Origin of the sequence: Salmonella sp. 32010601201800023SM, from assembly GCF_017572235.1 — a bacterium.
Lineage (GTDB): Bacteria > Pseudomonadota > Gammaproteobacteria > Enterobacterales > Enterobacteriaceae > Salmonella > Salmonella enterica.
Window position 1 is genome coordinate 163,418 of sequence record NZ_JAGEQS010000001.1, and the last position, 18,383, is coordinate 181,800.

General features: G+C 43.2%; 14 protein-coding genes. All 14 read left to right on the plus strand.

What is annotated here, in order from left to right:
• The first annotated feature begins 10 nt into the window (after positions 1 to 10).
• The 14 genes from wcaK to wzzB all read left to right on the plus strand — a co-directional run bounded on the left by wcaK (position 11) and on the right by wzzB (position 18,320).
• Complete coding sequence (wcaK, locus tag J4617_RS00765) at positions 11 to 1,291, plus strand: colanic acid biosynthesis pyruvyl transferase WcaK (RefSeq protein WP_017466183.1); 1,281 nt, start codon at positions 11 to 13, stop codon at positions 1,289 to 1,291.
• Positions 1,288 to 2,508: a colanic acid biosynthesis glycosyltransferase WcaL gene (wcaL, locus tag J4617_RS00770; protein WP_017466182.1), complete on the plus strand. Its 1,221-nt coding sequence runs from the start codon at positions 1,288 to 1,290 to the stop codon at positions 2,506 to 2,508. The genes wcaK and wcaL overlap by 4 nt, the downstream gene beginning before the upstream one ends.
• 10 nt (positions 2,509 to 2,518) lie before the next feature.
• On the plus strand, positions 2,519 to 3,922 hold the full coding sequence (gene wcaM / locus J4617_RS00775) for a colanic acid biosynthesis protein WcaM (protein WP_017466181.1): 1,404 nt from the start codon (positions 2,519 to 2,521) through the stop codon (positions 3,920 to 3,922).
• A gap of 177 nt (positions 3,923 to 4,099) precedes the next feature.
• Positions 4,100 to 4,993, plus strand: coding sequence for a GalU regulator GalF (gene galF / locus J4617_RS00780; protein WP_000981471.1), 894 nt, complete (start codon positions 4,100 to 4,102; stop codon positions 4,991 to 4,993).
• A gap of 462 nt (positions 4,994 to 5,455) precedes the next feature.
• Entirely contained in the window at positions 5,456 to 6,457 is a 1,002-nt protein-coding gene (locus tag J4617_RS00785) for an EpsG family protein (RefSeq protein WP_109177088.1), read from the plus strand.
• Positions 6,457 to 7,458, plus strand: coding sequence for a glycosyltransferase family 1 protein (locus tag J4617_RS00790; RefSeq protein WP_000924685.1), 1,002 nt, complete (start codon positions 6,457 to 6,459; stop codon positions 7,456 to 7,458). Before J4617_RS00785 ends, J4617_RS00790 begins: the two co-directional genes overlap by 1 nt.
• Positions 7,442 to 8,449, plus strand: a complete 1,008-nt coding sequence (locus tag J4617_RS00795) for a glycosyltransferase (RefSeq protein ID WP_023198580.1) — start codon at positions 7,442 to 7,444, stop codon at positions 8,447 to 8,449. Before J4617_RS00790 ends, J4617_RS00795 begins: the two co-directional genes overlap by 17 nt.
• Positions 8,436 to 9,635: a glycosyltransferase gene (locus tag J4617_RS00800; RefSeq protein WP_000415708.1), complete on the plus strand. Its 1,200-nt coding sequence runs from the start codon at positions 8,436 to 8,438 to the stop codon at positions 9,633 to 9,635. The genes J4617_RS00795 and J4617_RS00800 overlap by 14 nt, the downstream gene beginning before the upstream one ends.
• Complete coding sequence (locus J4617_RS00805; RefSeq protein ID WP_000632420.1) at positions 9,632 to 11,050, plus strand: mannose-1-phosphate guanylyltransferase/mannose-6-phosphate isomerase; 1,419 nt, start codon at positions 9,632 to 9,634, stop codon at positions 11,048 to 11,050. Before J4617_RS00800 ends, J4617_RS00805 begins: the two co-directional genes overlap by 4 nt.
• Before the next feature lie 14 nt (positions 11,051 to 11,064).
• Positions 11,065 to 12,435: a colanic acid biosynthesis phosphomannomutase CpsG gene (gene cpsG, locus J4617_RS00810; protein WP_022544653.1), complete on the plus strand. Its 1,371-nt coding sequence runs from the start codon at positions 11,065 to 11,067 to the stop codon at positions 12,433 to 12,435.
• A gap of 285 nt (positions 12,436 to 12,720) precedes the next feature.
• A complete protein-coding gene (locus tag J4617_RS00815) occupies positions 12,721 to 14,247 on the plus strand; it encodes a hypothetical protein (protein WP_022544652.1) in 1,527 nt (508 codons plus the stop codon).
• Between the two features lie 136 nt (positions 14,248 to 14,383).
• Complete coding sequence (gene gndA, locus J4617_RS00820) at positions 14,384 to 15,790, plus strand: NADP-dependent phosphogluconate dehydrogenase (protein ID WP_017465511.1); 1,407 nt, start codon at positions 14,384 to 14,386, stop codon at positions 15,788 to 15,790.
• Positions 15,791 to 16,027: 237 nt separating this feature from the next.
• Positions 16,028 to 17,194 carry a UDP-glucose 6-dehydrogenase gene (gene ugd / locus J4617_RS00825; RefSeq protein ID WP_000704825.1) on the plus strand — a complete coding sequence of 389 codons (1,167 nt, stop codon included), beginning with the start codon at positions 16,028 to 16,030 and terminating at the stop codon, positions 17,192 to 17,194.
• A gap of 142 nt (positions 17,195 to 17,336) precedes the next feature.
• Positions 17,337 to 18,320, plus strand: a complete 984-nt coding sequence (wzzB, locus tag J4617_RS00830; protein WP_017465513.1) for an LPS O-antigen chain length determinant protein WzzB — start codon at positions 17,337 to 17,339, stop codon at positions 18,318 to 18,320.
• Positions 18,321 to 18,383 lie beyond the last annotated feature (63 nt).

Sequence of the window (18,383 nt, forward strand, 5' to 3'; positions counted from 1 at the left end):
GAGGCTATTTATGAAATTATTAATTTTAGGCAACCACACATGCGGCAACCGTGGTGATAGCGCCATTATGCGCGGTTTGCTTGATGCCATCCGTCAACAGGCGCCGGAGGCGGAGATGGATGTGATGAGCCGTTTCCCGGTGAGTTCCGCCTGGTTGCAGGGGCGCCCGATTATTGCCGACCCGCTGTATCAGTTAAGCCAGAAACAGCAGGCGGCGGCAGGGCTTAACGGTCGGGTGAAAAAAGTATTACGCCGTCGTTTTCAGCATAAAATTTTATTGTCTAAAGTCGCCCAGGAAGGATCGCTGCGTAATTTTGCTATCGCGCCGGAATTTGCCGAATTCGCGCAATTTATTGCGCAGTATGACGCCGTCATTCAGGTGGGCGGTTCAAACTATGTCGACTTATACGGTTTGACTCACTTTGAATATCCGCTGTGCGCGTTTATGGCGAACAAACCAATTTATATGGTGGGACATAGCGTCGGCCCTTTCCAGAACCCTGACTTTAACCAGCTCGCCAATTATGTTTTTGGGCGCACCCGTGCGCTGATCCTGCGTGAAACCGTCAGCCGCGATCTGATGACCGCCGCGCAGATCGATACCCGGAAAGTGGAGCTGGGGGTGGATACTGCCTGGTTAGTCGAACGCCGTCACGACGAGTTTGTCGCCAGTTATGCTGTGCAGCACTGGCTGGACGTCACCGCGCGCCGCAAAACCGTCGCGATTACGTTGCGCGATCTGGAGCCGTTTGATAGACGCCTGGGCACCACTCAGCAGGCCTATGAGCAGGCATTTGCCCAGGTCGTGAATCGCCTGATTGCGGACGGTTATCAGGTACTGGCGCTGTCAACCTGCACCAGTATCGATCGCTATAACCGCGATGACCGGATGGTTGCGTTACGGATGGCGAAGTATGTAAACGACTCAGAGCATTTCCATATCGCGATGGACGAACTCAATGACGTGGAAATCGGAAAGATCCTCGCATCCTGCGTACTGACCATCGGGACGCGCCTGCATTCCGCCATTATCTCCATGAATTTTGGCACGCCCGCTATCGCCATTAATTATGAACATAAATCCGCCGGGATTATGCAGCAGCTAGGCCTGGCGGAATTGGCTATCGATATCCGTCACTTGCTGAACGGTTCATTACAAAGCGTGGTGGCCGATACGCTCAATCAATTGCCTGCGCTAAAGGCAAAAGTGGCTAACGCCGTTACCGAGGAGCGGGCGAAAGGGTTCACGATGATCAAATCCGTTCTCGACAGAATTCGGGAGGAACAATGAAAGTCAGCTTTTTTCTGCTGAAATTTCCACTCTCATCGGAAACCTTTGTGCTGAATCAAATTACTGCGTTTATTGATATGGGCCATGAGGTGGAGATTGTCGCGTTACAAAAAGGCGATACCCAACATACTCACGCCGCCTGGGAGAAGTATGGCCTGGCGGCGAAAACCCGCTGGTTACAGGATGAGCCCCAGGGACGGCTGGCGAAACTGCGCTACCGGGCATGTAAAACGCTGCCGGGGCTGCATCGGGCGGCGACCTGGAAAGCGCTCAATTTTACCCGCTATGGCGATGAATCACGCAATTTGATCCTTTCCGCGATTTGCGCGCAGGTGAGCCAGCCTTTTGGGGCGGATGTGTTCATCGCACACTTTGGTCCGGCGGGCGTGACGGCGGCCAAACTACGCGAACTGGGCGTGCTTCGCGGCAAAATCGCGACTATTTTCCACGGGATTGATATTTCCAGCCGCGAAGTGCTCAGTCATTACACGCCGGAGTATCAGCAGTTGTTTCGTCGTGGCGATCTGATGCTGCCCATCAGCGAACTGTGGGCCGGTCGCCTGAAAAGTATGGGCTGTCCGCCGGAAAAGATTGCCGTTTCGCGCATGGGCGTCGACATGACGCGTTTTTCCCATCGTCCGGTGAAAGCGCCAGGGATGCCGCTGGAGATGATTTCCGTCGCGCGCCTGACAGAAAAAAAAGGCCTGCATGTGGCGATTGAAGCCTGTCGGCAACTGAAAGCACAGGGCGTGGCGTTTCGCTACCGCATTCTGGGGATTGGCCCGTGGGAACGTCGGCTGCGCACGCTCATCGAGCAGTATCAGCTAGAGGATGTCATTGAGATGTCGGGGTTTAAACCGAGCCATGAAGTGAAGGCGATGCTGGATGACGCCGATGTTTTTTTGCTGCCGTCGATTACCGGTACGGATGGCGATATGGAAGGTATTCCGGTGGCGCTGATGGAGGCAATGGCGGTAGGGATTCCCGTGGTATCTACCGTGCATAGCGGTATTCCGGAACTGGTGGAGGCCGGCAAATCCGGCTGGCTGGTGCCGGAAAACGATGCGCAGGCGCTGGCGGCCCGACTCGCTGAGTTCAGCCGGATTGACCACGACACGCTGGAGTCGGTGATCACGCGCGCCCGTGAAAAAGTGGCGCAAGATTTTAATCAGCAGGCGATTAATCGCCAGTTAGCCAGCCTGCTACAAACGATATAAACGAGGTGGTATGCCCGCGACTAAATTCTCCCGACGTACTCTCCTGACGGCAGGTTCCGCGCTTGCTGTTCTTCCTTTTCTGCGCGCCTTGCCGGTACAGGCGCGTGAACCTCGCCAGACCATCGATATTAAGGATTATCCGGCGGATGACGGTATCGCCTCGTTCAAACAGGCCTTCGCCGACGGACAGACCGTGGTCGTACCGCCAGGATGGGTATGTGAAAATATCAATGCGGCGATAACGATTCCGGCGGGAAAAACGCTGCGGGTACAGGGCGCGGTGCGTGGGAATGGCCGGGGACGGTTTATTTTGCAGGACGGGTGTCAGGTGGTGGGGGAGCAGGGCGGCAGTCTGCACAATGTGACGCTGGATGTTCGCGGGTCGGACTGTGTGATTAAAGGCGTGGCGATGAGCGGCTTTGGCCCCGTCGCGCAAATTTTCATCGGTGGTAAGGAACCGCAGGTGATGCGTAATCTCATTATCGATGACATCACCGTTACCCACGCCAACTACGCCATTCTCCGCCAGGGATTTCATAACCAAATGGACGGCGCGAGGATTACGCATAGCCGCTTTAGCGATTTACAGGGGGACGCCATTGAGTGGAATGTCGCGATTCACGACCGCGATATCCTGATTTCCGATCATGTCATCGAACGCATTGATTGTACCAATGGCAAAATCAACTGGGGGATCGGCATCGGGCTGGCGGGTAGCACCTATGACAACAGTTATCCTGAAGACCAGGCAGTAAAAAACTTTGTGGTGGCCAATATTACCGGATCTGATTGCCGACAGCTTGTGCACGTAGAAAATGGCAAACATTTCGTCATTCGCAATGTCAAAGCCAAAAACATCACGCCCGATTTCAGTAAAAATGCGGGTATTGATAACGCAACGATCGCAATTTATGGCTGTGATAATTTCGTCATTGATAATATTGATATGACGAATAGTGCCGGGATGCTCATCGGCTATGGCGTCGTTAAAGGAAAATACCTGTCAATTCCGCAAAACTTTAAATTAAACGCTATTCGGTTGGATAATCGCCAGGTTGCTTATAAATTACGCGGCATTCAAATTTCATCCGGTAACGCCCCCTCATTTGTTGCCATCACCAATGTACGGATGACGCGTGCTACGCTGGAACTGCATAATCAACCGCAGCACCTCTTTTTGCGTAATATCAACGTGATGCAAACTTCAGCGATTGGCCCGGCGTTAAAAATGCATTTCGATTTGCGTAAAGATGTCCGTGGTCAATTTATGGCCCGCCAGGACACGCTGCTTTCCCTCGCTAATGTTCATGCCATCAATGAAAACGGGCAGAGTTCCGTGGATATCGACAGGATTAATCACCAAACCGTGAATGTCGAAGCAGTGAATTTTTCGCTGCCGAAGCGGGGAGGGTAAGTACCGCTATTTTTACGAAAATTCCTGGGAAAAAGTTGTTCATACTTAATGTCATGGTGCCGACTAAGACGTAATGTAGAGCGTGCCATCATTATCCCTGGCAGCAGAGTAATTCATGCTGGCGAAAACAAGCTAAAGAGCTATAATTCAGCAACCATTTTACAGGTGGAAGAAACAATGATGAATTTGAAAGCAGTTATACCGGTAGCGGGTTTGGGTATGCATATGTTGCCTGCCACCAAGGCAATCCCAAAAGAGATGCTACCGATCGTCGACAAGCCAATGATTCAGTACATTGTCGATGAGATTGTGGCTGCAGGGATCAAAGAAATCGTGCTGGTGACTCACGCGTCTAAAAACGCCGTTGAGAACCACTTCGACACCTCTTATGAACTTGAATCACTTCTTGAGCAGCGCGTTAAGCGCCAGCTTTTGGCGGAAGTGCAATCTATCTGCCCACCGGGCGTGACGATTATGAACGTTCGCCAGGCGCAGCCGTTAGGGCTGGGGCACTCTATTCTGTGCGCGCGTCCGGTCGTGGGCGATAACCCTTTCATTGTGGTACTCCCGGATATTATTATTGATGATGCTACCGCCGATCCGCTGCGCTATAACCTTGCGGCGATGGTGGCGCGTTTCAATGAAACGGGTCGCAGCCAGGTGCTGGCGAAGCGCATGAAAGGTGATTTATCGGAGTATTCCGTTATCCAGACGAAAGAACCTCTGGATAATGAAGGCAAAGTCAGCCGGATTGTGGAGTTTATCGAAAAACCGGATCAGCCGCAGACGCTGGATTCCGATTTGATGGCGGTAGGCCGTTATGTGCTTTCAGTCGACATCTGGGCGGAACTGGAAAGAACCGAACCGGGCGCCTGGGGCCGTATCCAGCTCACCGATGCCATTGCAGAACTGGCGAAAAAACAGTCGGTTGACGCGATGCTAATGACGGGTGACAGCTATGACTGCGGTAAAAAAATGGGCTACATGCAGGCATTTGTGAAGTACGGGCTGCGCAACCTGAAAGAAGGAGCCAAGTTCCGTAAGAGCATAGAGCAGCTTTTGCATGAATAAGTATTAACAACCGTGATAAATGGTTGGTGATAAACATAATAACGGCAGTGAACATTCGAAGCGGCAAGTTGGCTGAAACGAATGTTGACTGCCGTTTTAGTTTTGTATAAAGGGCTTAAGTAACAAGGGGTTATCTGGAGCATTTTAATGCTGATTTTATAAGATTAATCCTTGTTTCCGGATGCAATTAATAAGACAATTAGCGTTTAAGTTTTAGTGAGCTTTGCCCTGCCGGGCGAGGTCTGTAACAAGTCGATATGTACGCAGTGCACTGGTAGCTGATGAGCCAGGGGCGGTAGCGTGTCCTGAATAATTATAATATCGTATTTATAAAGATTATTTTTAGAAAACAATAAGAATAATTTTTTATTTGAGAGACTTAGCATGATATATTATATTTTTATTGTAATTTTTCCGTTCTTTTCATTTGTTAAGAATAAAAATATAAAAATTTACGCCTTGATGCTAAGTTTTTTATTTCTTGTCTCGTTTTGTTCTTTACGTTGGCAGACTGGTACTGATTGGCTCCCCTATTACGATGATTTCATGAGTCCAGGGAATCGACATGACTTTGAAATCGGGTATGTATTATACGTCAAATTAATAAGATATTTGACAGATAATTATACATTGTTTCTATTCACTACATCAATTATTCCTATCGCGTTAATATTCTGGGGATGCCTGAAAACACAAAAAAATATATCATTAACTATTCTGTCTGTTTGTGTTTTTTATAGTTATTATTATCTGGGGTCTTTTTTTGGGGCCGAAAGAAGAATTATTGCAATTGGGTTATCTTTTTTCGCTTTAATCCAATATAAAAGTAATAAAAAGGTGCAATCGCTTATTCTTATTCTATGTGCGTCGACATTTCATATCTCGTCTTTAGTTACCTTATCTGTTTTTTTAATCAATAAGTTATCTTTAAACTTATATAAAATATTACTTGTGCTTGGTGCCATTCTATCATTGCCTTTGTCACATTATTTATCAGATATAATTTCTTCCGTTATTAGTCTAATTCCTGTCGAAATTGTTCGCTATAAACTCACTGTTTATACTCAAAATGCACAAGAATATGGTTCCATAAGTATATCTGGAATTTTAAAAAGGGTGGTAATTTCTGCTATTTTTATTTACACATTATCTTTTGATATAAAAAATAATAAGGCAAATTTATTTTTGGTAAAAACATATTTATTTGGAACTATCATATATTTATTTTTATCTCCGATCTCAGCCATGTTCTCAGTAATTAGTATATATTTTACTATAGTCGAAATATTGTTGATTCCTGCAGTATTAGTGCGTGTAGGAATTTTTACACGGATTCCTGCTCTGATTTTTATAGTGATTTTTTATTTTGGCTATCAAGTTTACTCTATACTAGGGTCTTATCCTGAACTTTTCTATCCTTACATATCGGTATTTTCAGAAATTCAGCGTCAAGGTATTTACTAATGTTATTAATATATACGGGTTCGTATCCAGATGATAAATGTGGAGTAGGTGATTATGTTTATAATCTAAACCAAGAAATTAAAAAGAATTATACAGTTAACGTTGTCAAACTATCCTTATTCGAATTAATCTATAAAATAGTTTCTAATAGAAAAATTATCAAACTTATTAATATTCAATATCCATCGATTGGATTTTCGACAAACAAAATTGCGGCTTTTAAACCTCATGTTGCATTTATCTTAGCTAAGTTAGTTGGCTTAAAAACATCGATAACGCTACACGAATTTAGTAGTTTATCAAAGAGAGCTCAATATTTCCTAAAAATTTTTAAGCTTGCTGATTATATAATCTTTACAACTCAGTATGAGAAGAATATAGGTGAAAAAACATTATTTAATTCTGCAAAAACAAGACTAATTCCTATCGCATCTAACATACCTTCTTGCCAAAAGAAAGAAAAAAAATTTGATCTTGTTCATTTTGGTATAATTTCCAAAGGAAAGGGAATAGAAGAATTTATCTGGATTATTAAAGAACTTAATAAGAAAAATATTAAATTCCGCTCTGCCTTGATTGGTTATGTTCCTGGTGCTGACAATAGTTATGCCAATTTAATTATAGAACAGTGTACAGAACAAAAGTGCGAGTTACTTTTAAATAAATCAGCAGCCGAAATATCAAATCTGCTAGCTGAAACTGACATGGCTATATTACCATATCCCGATGGCATCTCAGAACGGAGAGGTACTGCCCTTGCTGCGATGATTAATCGAGTATTAGTATTTTCCCTAAGGGGGCAGTTTTCGTCTGAATTTGAAAATATTGCCGTATTAGGGAACGATAAAAATGATCTTTTGAGTAAGGTTTTATATTATATAAATAATACAGATAGCTTTGCCAAAATTAATGATAGTGCCTATGAGTACTCTGAAAAAAGAAATTGGCAGTCGATCGCTCAACTGTATATAGGACTAATAAACAATGATAGTAATAAATAATTATTTTAGTGGTGTTTTAAAAAGAGGAATACCGATTTATACTGAAGAGTTAGTTCTTCAAATGAAAAAGGACTCTATGCAAGTCTGTGAATTAACTTGTCCAAAAGTCCTATACCCTTTACCTGCTTTTATACATAATTTTTTATTCATATTCTATGAACAAATACTTACTCCGCTTATTGGACTTATATTAAAGTCAAAATTTAATATCTATCCATATAATAGTACATCAATTATAGACGCGTACTTGGGTAAATCAGTGGTTATTATTCATGATCTAATAAGCTTAAGAAAAAAGAACCATTCTTTATCCGCGAAATATGTGTCATATTGTATGCTCAAAGCATCACAATTAAAAGCCGATTATATATATATATCAAAAACAACTAAGCGTGTTATAGATAGCATTGAACTCTTTAAAAATTGTAAAGGCTATTATTTCCCAAACACATTTTTTCGTTTCGAGGAAATTGCGAAAAAAAATACGATTCTTGATCTTGAATATATATTATTGGTAACAGGGGTGGGTGATAATAAAGATCTCGATGGTGCTTTGAAATTATATTCATCTATTAGCAAGGATGAACGATTGCCGCTTAAAATATTAGGCTGTGGAAATGCCATAGAGAGGGTAAAAAAAATAATTGATGACCATAGAGTCCAAAGTGAAATTGAAGTTATTCCTTTCCTGGATCTTGATGATGTTGTAAGTCTTTATTGTAACTCTACCTTTATTTGGGCACATTCGAAATATGAGGGTTATGGAAGAGCTGTAGCAGAGGCTAAGTTGTCCCATAAAAAGATTTTATGTACACAAATATCAGCCTTTATGGAACAAAAAGATGAAAATGTATATCTTTATACTAATCAAAATGACTTTCACATCCAATATAAAGCTGTGTTAGCTAGCAAGTATAAAGATATCCATGGACAATTGATAGAACATGAAATTTTTAAATCCCAACTCGAGTTTTTATATGGAAAAAAGTAAAATACTCATCCTCACCCCACGATTTCCGTATCCAGTGGTAGGAGGGGATAGGTTAAGGATATATCGCATTTGTAAGGAATTGTCTAAATACTACACATTAGATTTGCTAAGTCTATGCGATAGTATCGAAGACTTAAATTTTATAGTAAAAAATGATCACGTCTTTGATAAAATTTTCCGGATCTATCATCCTAAAATAAAAAGTTATTTTAATGTATTAAAAGCATTACCTGGTAGAAAACCACTTCAGATAGCTTATTATAAAAATACTGAATTTGAAAATAAACTTAATGAGATAATTGGGAATTATGATTTGACTCTTTCTCATCTCATTCGTGTTGGTGATTACACTTTAAATAAGCCTGGCTTGCATATTCTTGAAATGACTGATGCAATTTCCTTAAATTATTCGCGTATAAAAAAAGAAGCTCCGAAAAATTCTTTAAAAAGCATCATTTACTCTATCGAACAAGAGCGATTATTAAAATATGAAAAAGAAGTTTATGGCCGCTATTCACTCATATCGTTAATATCAGAGGTTGACAAAAAATTCCTTTTTGGGAATAGGAATGATAACATTTTGGTTTGTAATAATGGAGTTGATCTTGAGGATTATCCTTTTACAAAGAGAGTCATTGAAAATACCAATATAATTAATCTTATTTTTATTGGGAACTTGTGTTCATTCCAAAATTTTGACGGAGTGAAATGGTTCGTAAAAAATATTCTACCATCAATAAATAAAAATAATAACGGTAAGAAATATATTTTCCACATTTTAGGTAAAATAAACAAAAGTGATAAACTATATTTACAAGGTTTTGAAAATGTTGTGGTGAGTGGCAGCGTTACAAATATGGCTGATGCGGCTAAAATAGGACATATCGGAATTTGCCCAGTTCGGTTTGGTGCAGGTGTACAAAATAAAATATTAGAATATATGGCTCTTGGACTTCCAACTATCACATCCCGAATGGGTTATGAGGGTATAGAAGCAAATATTGGTGAAGAGATATTAATTGCTGATAATAGTGATGAGTACTTGAAGTCGTTAGAAACTTTGAGTGAAAATTCTGTATATCAAATGATTGCTAAGAATGCGCGAAATTTTGTTGCGGAGAAATTTAATTGGTCAACGCGTTTATCAGTTTTGGTGAAAAATATTGAGAGGTTAACAGGAAAATGATTACACCAATAATTATGGCTGGGGGAAATGGAAGTCGGTTATGGCCACTTTCTCGAACGTTATATCCTAAACAGTTTTTATGTTTAGATGGCTCTCAAAGTATGCTTCAGACCACAATTACGCGAATTAATAATTTGAATGCTTCAGATCCTATTGTTATTTGTAATGAGCAGCACAGGTTTATTGTTGCAGAACAGCTTAAAGAATTATCTAAATCATCTGGCGATATAATTTTAGAACCTGTTGGACGTAACACGGCCCCTGCAGTAGCCTTGGCAGCTTTAAAATGCCTTAAGAAAAACGCTTTACTGTTAGTATTGGCTGCTGACCATATAATTAAGGACGAAGAAACGTTTTGTAAGACTATACAAGACGCTAGAAAATATGCCGAAGCAGGAAAATTAGTTACGTTTGGTATTGTACCTACCATGCCAGAGACAGGTTATGGTTATATACGGCGTGGGCAAGCTCTTTTCTCTGCAGAAAATGATTGTTCTTTGGCGTTTAGGGTGGCTGAATTTGTCGAAAAACCCAATCTAGAAACGGCTCAGAGTTATCTTGATTCTGGTGAGTATTACTGGAACAGCGGTATGTTTTTATTTAGGGCAGATCGATATATTGAAGAGTTAAAAAAATTTCGCCCTGATATTTATAAAGCTTGCTCATTAGCGATGGAATCTGCTGTTACGGATCTCGATTTCATTCGAGTGGATGAAGATTCATTTTGCGCTTGCCCGGATGAATCAATTGATTATGCAGTGATGGAAAAGACGAATGACGCGGTTGTCGTACCTTTAAATGCGGGTTGGAGTGATGTCGGTTCGTGGTCTTCTCTTTGGGAGATAAGTGATAAAGATAGTAATGGTAATGTGACTAAAGGCGATGTATTAAGCCACAATGCAGATAATTGCTATCTCCATGCAGAAACGGGTTTGGTAACCGCTGTTGGTGTCAAAGATCTTATAGTCGTGCAAACGAAAGATGCCGTTTTAGTTGCAAACACAAACTGTGTTCAAGATGTTAAGAAAATTGTTGAGAAAATTAAATTAGAAAATCGTCATGAGCATATAACTCATCGGGAAGTTTATAGACCATGGGGTAAATACGATTCAATCGATTTCGGTGAGCGTTATCAGGTAAAGAGAATCACTGTAAAACCCGGAGAAGGAATTTCAGAGCAGCAACATTATCATCGCGCGGAACACTGGATTATCGTTGCAGGTACCGCAAAAATAACCATAAAAGGTGAAGTGAAAATTTTAACTGAAAATGAATCCGTATATATTCCTGTCGGTGTTAAGCACTGCCTTGAAAACCCAGGGAAAATTGCACTTGAACTTATTGAAGTAAGATCCGGCGCATATTTAGGGGAGGATGATATTGTTCGTTTTTCAGATAAGTATGGTCGTAATTAAGGAATAACGTAATAATGAATAATTTAACTTGTTTTAAGGCCTACGACATTCGCGGCAGGCTGGGCGAAGAGCTCAATGAAGATATCGCGTGGCGGATTGGCCGCGCTTACGGCGAATATTTAAAACCGAAAACCATCGTGCTGGGCGGCGACGTGCGCCTGACCAGCGAGGCGCTGAAGCTGGCGCTGGCGAAAGGGTTACAGGACGCGGGCGTCGACGTGCTGGATATCGGTATGTCCGGCACCGAAGAGATTTACTTCGCCACCTTCCACCTCGGCGTGGACGGCGGTATTGAAGTGACCGCCAGCCATAATCCGATGGACTACAACGGTATGAAGCTGGTGCGCGAGGGCGCCCGCCCGATAAGCGGCGACACCGGTCTGCGCGACGTTCAGCGTCTGGCGGAAGCGGGCGACTTCCCGCCGGTGAACGAGGCCGCGCGCGGCAGCTACAGACAAATCAGCCTGCGCGACGCCTACATCGGCCACCTGCTCGGCTATATCAGTGTTAACAATCTCACCCCGCTGAAGCTGGTGTTTAACGCCGGCAATGGGGCGGCGGGGCCGGTCATTGACGCCATCGAAGCGCGCCTGAAGGCGCTGGGCGCGCCGGTGGAGTTCATCAAAATCCACAACACCCCGGACGGCACCTTCCCGAACGGCATTCCCAACCCGTTGCTGCCGGAGTGTCGCGACGACACCCGCAAGGCCGTTATTGAACACGGGGCGGACATGGGTATCGCCTTTGACGGCGACTTCGACCGCTGCTTCCTGTTCGATGAGAAAGGGCAGTTTATCGAGGGGTACTACATCGTCGGGCTGCTGGCGGAAGCATTTCTGGAAAAACACCCGGGGGCGAAGATTATCCACGACCCGCGCCTGACCTGGAACACCGAGGCAGTGGTGACGGCGGCGGGCGGGACGCCGGTGATGTCAAAAACCGGGCACGCCTTTATCAAGGAGCGGATGCGTACGGAGGATGCCATTTATGGCGGGGAAATGAGCGCGCATCACTATTTTCGTGATTTTGCCTACTGCGACAGCGGGATGATCCCGTGGCTGCTGGTGGCGGAGCTGGTGTGCCTGAAGGGGCAGTCGCTGGGTGAGCTGGTCCGCGACCGGATGGCGGCGTTCCCGGCGAGCGGGGAAATCAACAGCAGGCTGGCGGAGCCGGCGGCGGCCATGGCGCGGGTGGAAGCGCACTTCGCGGAAGAGGCGCAGGCAGTGGACCGCACGGACGGTCTCAGCATGTCGTTCGCCAACTGGCGTTTCAACCTGCGCTCGTCAAACACCGAACCGGTGGTGCGCCTGAATGTGGAATCACGCGGCGATATACCGCTGATGGAAGCGCGAACGAAAGAAATTCTTCAGCTACTCAATTCATAAAAAGCAGCCCTTCTTTATGGAGGGCTAACTTTTCGGATATTCTCTAACCAATTCGTAGTATAAAGCCAATAAATATTAAGTGTGTTTGATTGTTGTTGGTTTCCATTTCTAATAAATATAAGGTTTTCGCTATGTTCTTTTCGGACAGTATAAATAATCATTGATGTGATTATTTATTTTACCTTCCTAGTAATATTAATTATTATGGGGCTAATAATAATTGATGTAATCCTGTAATTTCCCACGAATATTTATTTACTTTAAGTTTACATCCGGAAAGTAAAAATGCGAACTATAAAAGCGATTAACAACTTTAAAGTTGATTTATTTATTACTTTTTTTCTTATTGCGCTAGGATTTTATCTTCGAACTATATTTGTCTCTAAGATGGGCGCTGATTTAACAGGTGTGATGTTGTTATTTACACAGCTGACTGCTTATTTAAATCTCGCCGAGCTTGGCATAGGGGTGGCTGCAGCAAGCCTTTTATACAAGCCGCTGAGTGAGGGGGATTATGCAAAAATAAAATACTTAACTTTATTGCTGACCGCAATCTATAGATATATTTCGTTTTTAGTTTTATTGATAGGTATAGTAATTGGCTTTGGTATTTACTTTTTCATCGATTCTGTTAATGCAGTAAGTCACGTTTTTATTTATTGGGCATTTTTTGTAATAAATACATCTTTAACTTATTCTTATGCAAAGCATTCAACTCTATTAACTGCAAATCAGCAATATTCAGTCGTCCGTAAAGTACAGGGTGGCGGGAAAATATTAATTATTGCGCTGCAAATATTGCTATTAGTCACCACACATAATTTCTTACTCTATTTGCTTGTTGAAACTATTGGCGTGATAGTACAGTATTTTATATTTAAAAATATTATTAATAACGACATCCATTTTAAGGTAGTTCCACAATCTATTAGCGATGATGAAAAAACAACATTAAAAAATGAATTAAAAATAAAAATAAAAAACATGTTTTTTCATAAGATTGGTGGTGTGTTAGTTTTAAATACTGATTATTTGCTAGTTTCAAAATTTCTTAATTTAAGCTACGTCACGATTTATGGAAGTTATATGATGGTCTTCCAGGTTGTGACTGTGCTTATGTCCAGTTTTGTTAATGCTATTACAGCTAGTGTGGGTAATTTTTTAATCAATCAAAATGATGATGAAGTTACCAGTATTGCAAAGCAATTTAACACAGTATTTATAGCATTGGCTACCTTCATTTCTTTGAATATGTATTTTTTGGTTAATGACTTTATTACCAGCTGGATAGGCGAAAAATTCATACTAGGTAATGGTATTGTTATATTAATGCTTGTTAATGTATTTATAAGTGTCATTAGAATTCCTTGTGATATTTTTAAAAACGCAACTGGTTTTTTTGGGGATGTATATTATCCTTTGCTTGAGGGAGTGGTTAATTTATTTTTTTCCGCGCTCCTGGCTTTTTATATTGGTCTTCCCGGTATTATTATTGGCACGATTATATCTAATGTATTAATTACATTAATTGCAAAGCCATTATATCTATATGGTAAAATGTTTGGTAGATTTAATGCATTAAAAAAGTACTTGTCATTTGTACTGAAACCTTTAATATTCTCATTTGTTATTTTTGCTGTTTTTTATTTTACAAGAGAACAAATAATTTTCTTTAAAGTTTCCAACTGGTTTGACTTTATAAGTAAGCTTACTATTGTATCGCTGGTAAGTATGATTATAGTTTTTGCGGTTTTTTATGCAGATGCTAACTTTAGGTCTTTTGTTAAAAGAATTTTACGCGTGGTATTTTAAGTTAACCAAGCGGGAAAATATCCGCCGAACCACAATGTGCTATTAATGGACAAGTATTTAATATGCTTTACGCTGTAAAATTTGTAGCACATAATGGTGAAATATATGTAACTTCCACACCTGACAGGAGTATGTAATGTCCAAGCAACAGATCGGCGTCGTCGGTATGGCAGTGATGGGGCGCAACCTCGCGCTCAACATCGAAAGCCGTGGTTATACCGTCTCCGTTTTCAACCGCTCCCGTGAAAAGACCGAAGAAGTGATTGCCGAGAATCCCGGCAAAAAGCTGGTGCCTTATTACACGGTGAAAGAGTTTGTTGAATCCCTCGAAACGCCTCGTCGTATCCTGTTAATGGTGAAAGCGGGCGCAGGTACTGATGCAGCTATCGATTCGCTGAAACCGTATCTGGAAAAAGGCGATATCATTATTGATGGCGGTAACACCTTCTTCCAGGACACAATCCGTCGCAATCGCGAGCTGTCTGCGGAAGGTTTTAACTTTATCGGTACCGGTGTTTCCGGTGGTGAAGAGGGCGCGCTGAAAGGGCCATCTATCATGCCTGGCGGTCAGAAAGATGCCTATGAACTGGTGGCGCCGATCCTGACGAAGATTGCTGCTGTGGCAGAAGATGGCGAACCGTGCGTGACCTATATCGGCGCCGATGGTGCTGGTCACTACGTCAAGATGGTCCACAATGGTATTGAATATGGCGATATGCAGCTTATCGCTGAAGCTTACTCCCTGCTGAAAGGCGGCCTGAATCTCAGCAATGAAGAGTTGGCGAACACTTTTACTGAGTGGAATAACGGCGAGCTGAGCAGCTATCTGATCGACATCACTAAAGACATCTTCACTAAAAAAGATGAAGACGGAAACTACCTGGTGGATGTCATTCTTGATGAAGCCGCCAACAAAGGGACCGGTAAATGGACCAGCCAGAGCGCGCTGGATCTGGGTGAACCGCTGTCGCTGATTACCGAATCCGTCTTTGCGCGTTACATCTCTTCGTTGAAAGCGCAACGTGTTGCCGCATCTAAAGTGCTCTCCGGGCCGAAAGCGCAGCCGGCAGGCGACAAAGCTGAATTTATCGAGAAAGTGCGTCGCGCGCTGTATCTTGGCAAGATCGTCTCCTATGCGCAGGGCTTCTCGCAGCTACGCGCCGCGTCTGATGAATATCACTGGGATCTCAACTACGGCGAGATTGCTAAGATTTTCCGTGCGGGCTGTATCATTCGCGCTCAGTTTCTGCAGAAGATCACTGATGCTTACGCAGAAAACGCCGGTATCGCTAACTTGCTGTTAGCGCCTTACTTCAAGAAAATTGCTGATGAGTACCAGCAGGCGCTGCGTGATGTCGTGGCTTACGCGGTGCAGAACGGCATTCCGGTGCCGACATTCTCTGCGGCAGTGGCCTACTATGACAGCTATCGCGCCGCAGTACTGCCAGCTAACTTAATTCAGGCGCAGCGTGACTACTTTGGTGCGCACACCTATAAACGTACTGATAAAGAAGGCATTTACCATACCGAATGGTTGGAATAATTTCTGCAAAAATGTTTAAGCCCGGTTTAATACCGGGCTTTTTTTTTATCTCTATTCTTATTGATTTATCGCTTTTGCTTAATATTAACTTAATAATCTGTGTTTATCGTAATGAAGATAATCTGAATTGTTTTCGTCTGCGTTGCACTTTATATACTCAGGCGTTAAAACTTTAATATCTTATCAGGATGCGAAATACATCATGATTCATAATTAAGTTAATTCTGAGAGCGAATAATGAAAATCACGATATCCGGGACGGGTTATGTTGGCTTGTCTAATGGTTTGCTTATTGCACAACATCATGATGTGGTGGCGTTAGACATTGTTCCTTCCCGTGTTGAACTGTTAAATGATCGGATATCTCCGATTGTTGATAAAGAAATTCAGCAATTTTTAAAGGAAGATAACATCAGATTCAGGGCAACGCTGGATAAGTTTGATGCGTACCAGAATGCAGATTACGTCATCATTGCTACGCCTACGGATTACGATCCCAAAACCAACTATTTTAATACGTCCAGTGTGGAATCGGTCATTCAGGATGTGATCAGCATCAACCCCGCAGCCGTGATGATTATTAAGTCTACGGTGCCGGTTGGCTTCACGGCGGCAATGCGTCAGAAGTTTGCGACAGAAAATATCATTTTCTCTCCGGAGTTTTTACGTGAAGGTAAAGCCCTTTACGATAACCTTTATCCCTCCCGTATCGTGATTGGGGAACAGTCTGAGCGCGCCAGAGAATTTGCCGCATTACTCCAGGAAGGCGCTATTAAACAGGAGATTCCAACGCTGTTTACGGACTCCACTGAGGCGGAAGCTATTAAACTTTTCGCCAATACTTATCTCGCTATGCGAGTCGCTTATTTTAATGAATTAGACAGCTATGCTGAAACGTTAGGATTAAATACCCGACAAATTATTGAAGGGGTGTGCCTCGACCCGCGTATTGGCAATCATTATAATAATCCCTCTTTTGGTTATGGCGGATATTGTTTGCCAAAAGATACCAAACAGTTGCTGGCCAATTATCAGTCGGTGCCTAATAATATTATCTCCGCTATCGTTGAAGCAAACCGTACGCGTAAAGATTTTATTGCCGACGCTATCCTCGCCAGAAAGCCTAAAGTGGTGGGCATTTATCGCCTGATTATGAAGAGTGGCTCCGATAACTTCCGCGCCTCATCGATTCAGGGGATTATGAAGCGCATTAAAGCGAAAGGCGTAGAGGTCATCATCTATGAGCCGGTAATGGAAGAAGATACTTTCTTTAACTCACGTCTTGAACGTGATTTGCACTGCTTTAAACAGCAGGCGGATGTCATTATTTCCAACAGGATGGCGGCAGAGCTTTTGGATGTCGCTGAAAAAGTGTATACCCGCGATCTTTTCGGTAGTGATTAATAAGGCAATCGGGGCTGATGAGTCCCGATGATTTATTGACCAAATGGAAATAATGTCTGATTTTTATCATTAATCCTATGGCATATATTTGCTTTATGGCTACACTGTCTCCAGCTTCATCCTTTTTTTAGTTAGGGTATCTATGACAGTGGATAGTAATACGTCTTCCGGGCGTGGGAACGATCCGGAACAGATTGATTTGATTGAGTTATTGCTACAGTTATGGCGTGGGAAGATGACCATTATTGTAGCCGTTATTATCGCCATTTTGCTGGCTGTAGGCTACCTGATGATAGCCAAAGAAAAATGGACATCCACGGCGATTATTACCCAACCTGATGCCGCGCAGGTTGCCACCTATACCAACGCGCTCAACGTCTTGTATGGTGGGAATGCCCCCAAAATCTCTGAAGTGCAGGCGAATTTTATAAGCCGCTTTAGCTCTGCGTTTTCCGCATTATCGGAAGTGCTGGATAATCAGAAAGAGCGGGAAAAGCTTACCATTGAACAGTCGGTAAAAGGGCAGGCGCTGCCACTCTCGGTTTCTTATGTGAGTACTACCGCTGAAGGGGCGCAGCGTCGGCTGGCGGAATATATCCAACAGGTGGATGAAGAGGTCGCTAAGGAACTGGAAGTTGACCTGAAAGATAACATCACGCTGCAAACCAAAACGTTGCAGGAGTCCCTTGAGACGCAGGAAGTTGTGGCGCAGGAGCAAAAAGATCTGCGTATTAAGCAAATCGAAGAAGCGTTGCGCTATGCGGATGAGGCCAAAATCACGCAGCCGCAGATTCAGCAAACCCAGGATGTTACCCAGGACACGATGTTCCTGCTGGGGAGCGATGCGCTAAAATCGATGATACAGAACGAAGCGACGCGTCCACTGGTCTTTTCTCCGGCCTATTACCAGACGAAGCAGACACTGCTGGACATTAAAAATCTGAAAGTGACTGCCGATACGGTGCACGTCTATCGTTATGTAATGAAGCCGACGCTGCCGGTCCGTCGCGATAGCCCGAAAACAGCCATTACCCTCGTGCTGGCTGTGTTGCTGGGCGGGATGATCGGCGCCGGGGTTGTGCTGGGGCGCAATGCGCTACGTAGCTATAAGCCAAAAGCCTTGTAAGCTTCTTTGCCGGATGGTGGTCGGCTTCGAAAGGTAAAATTTCTCATTAAAAAACCGGGCATT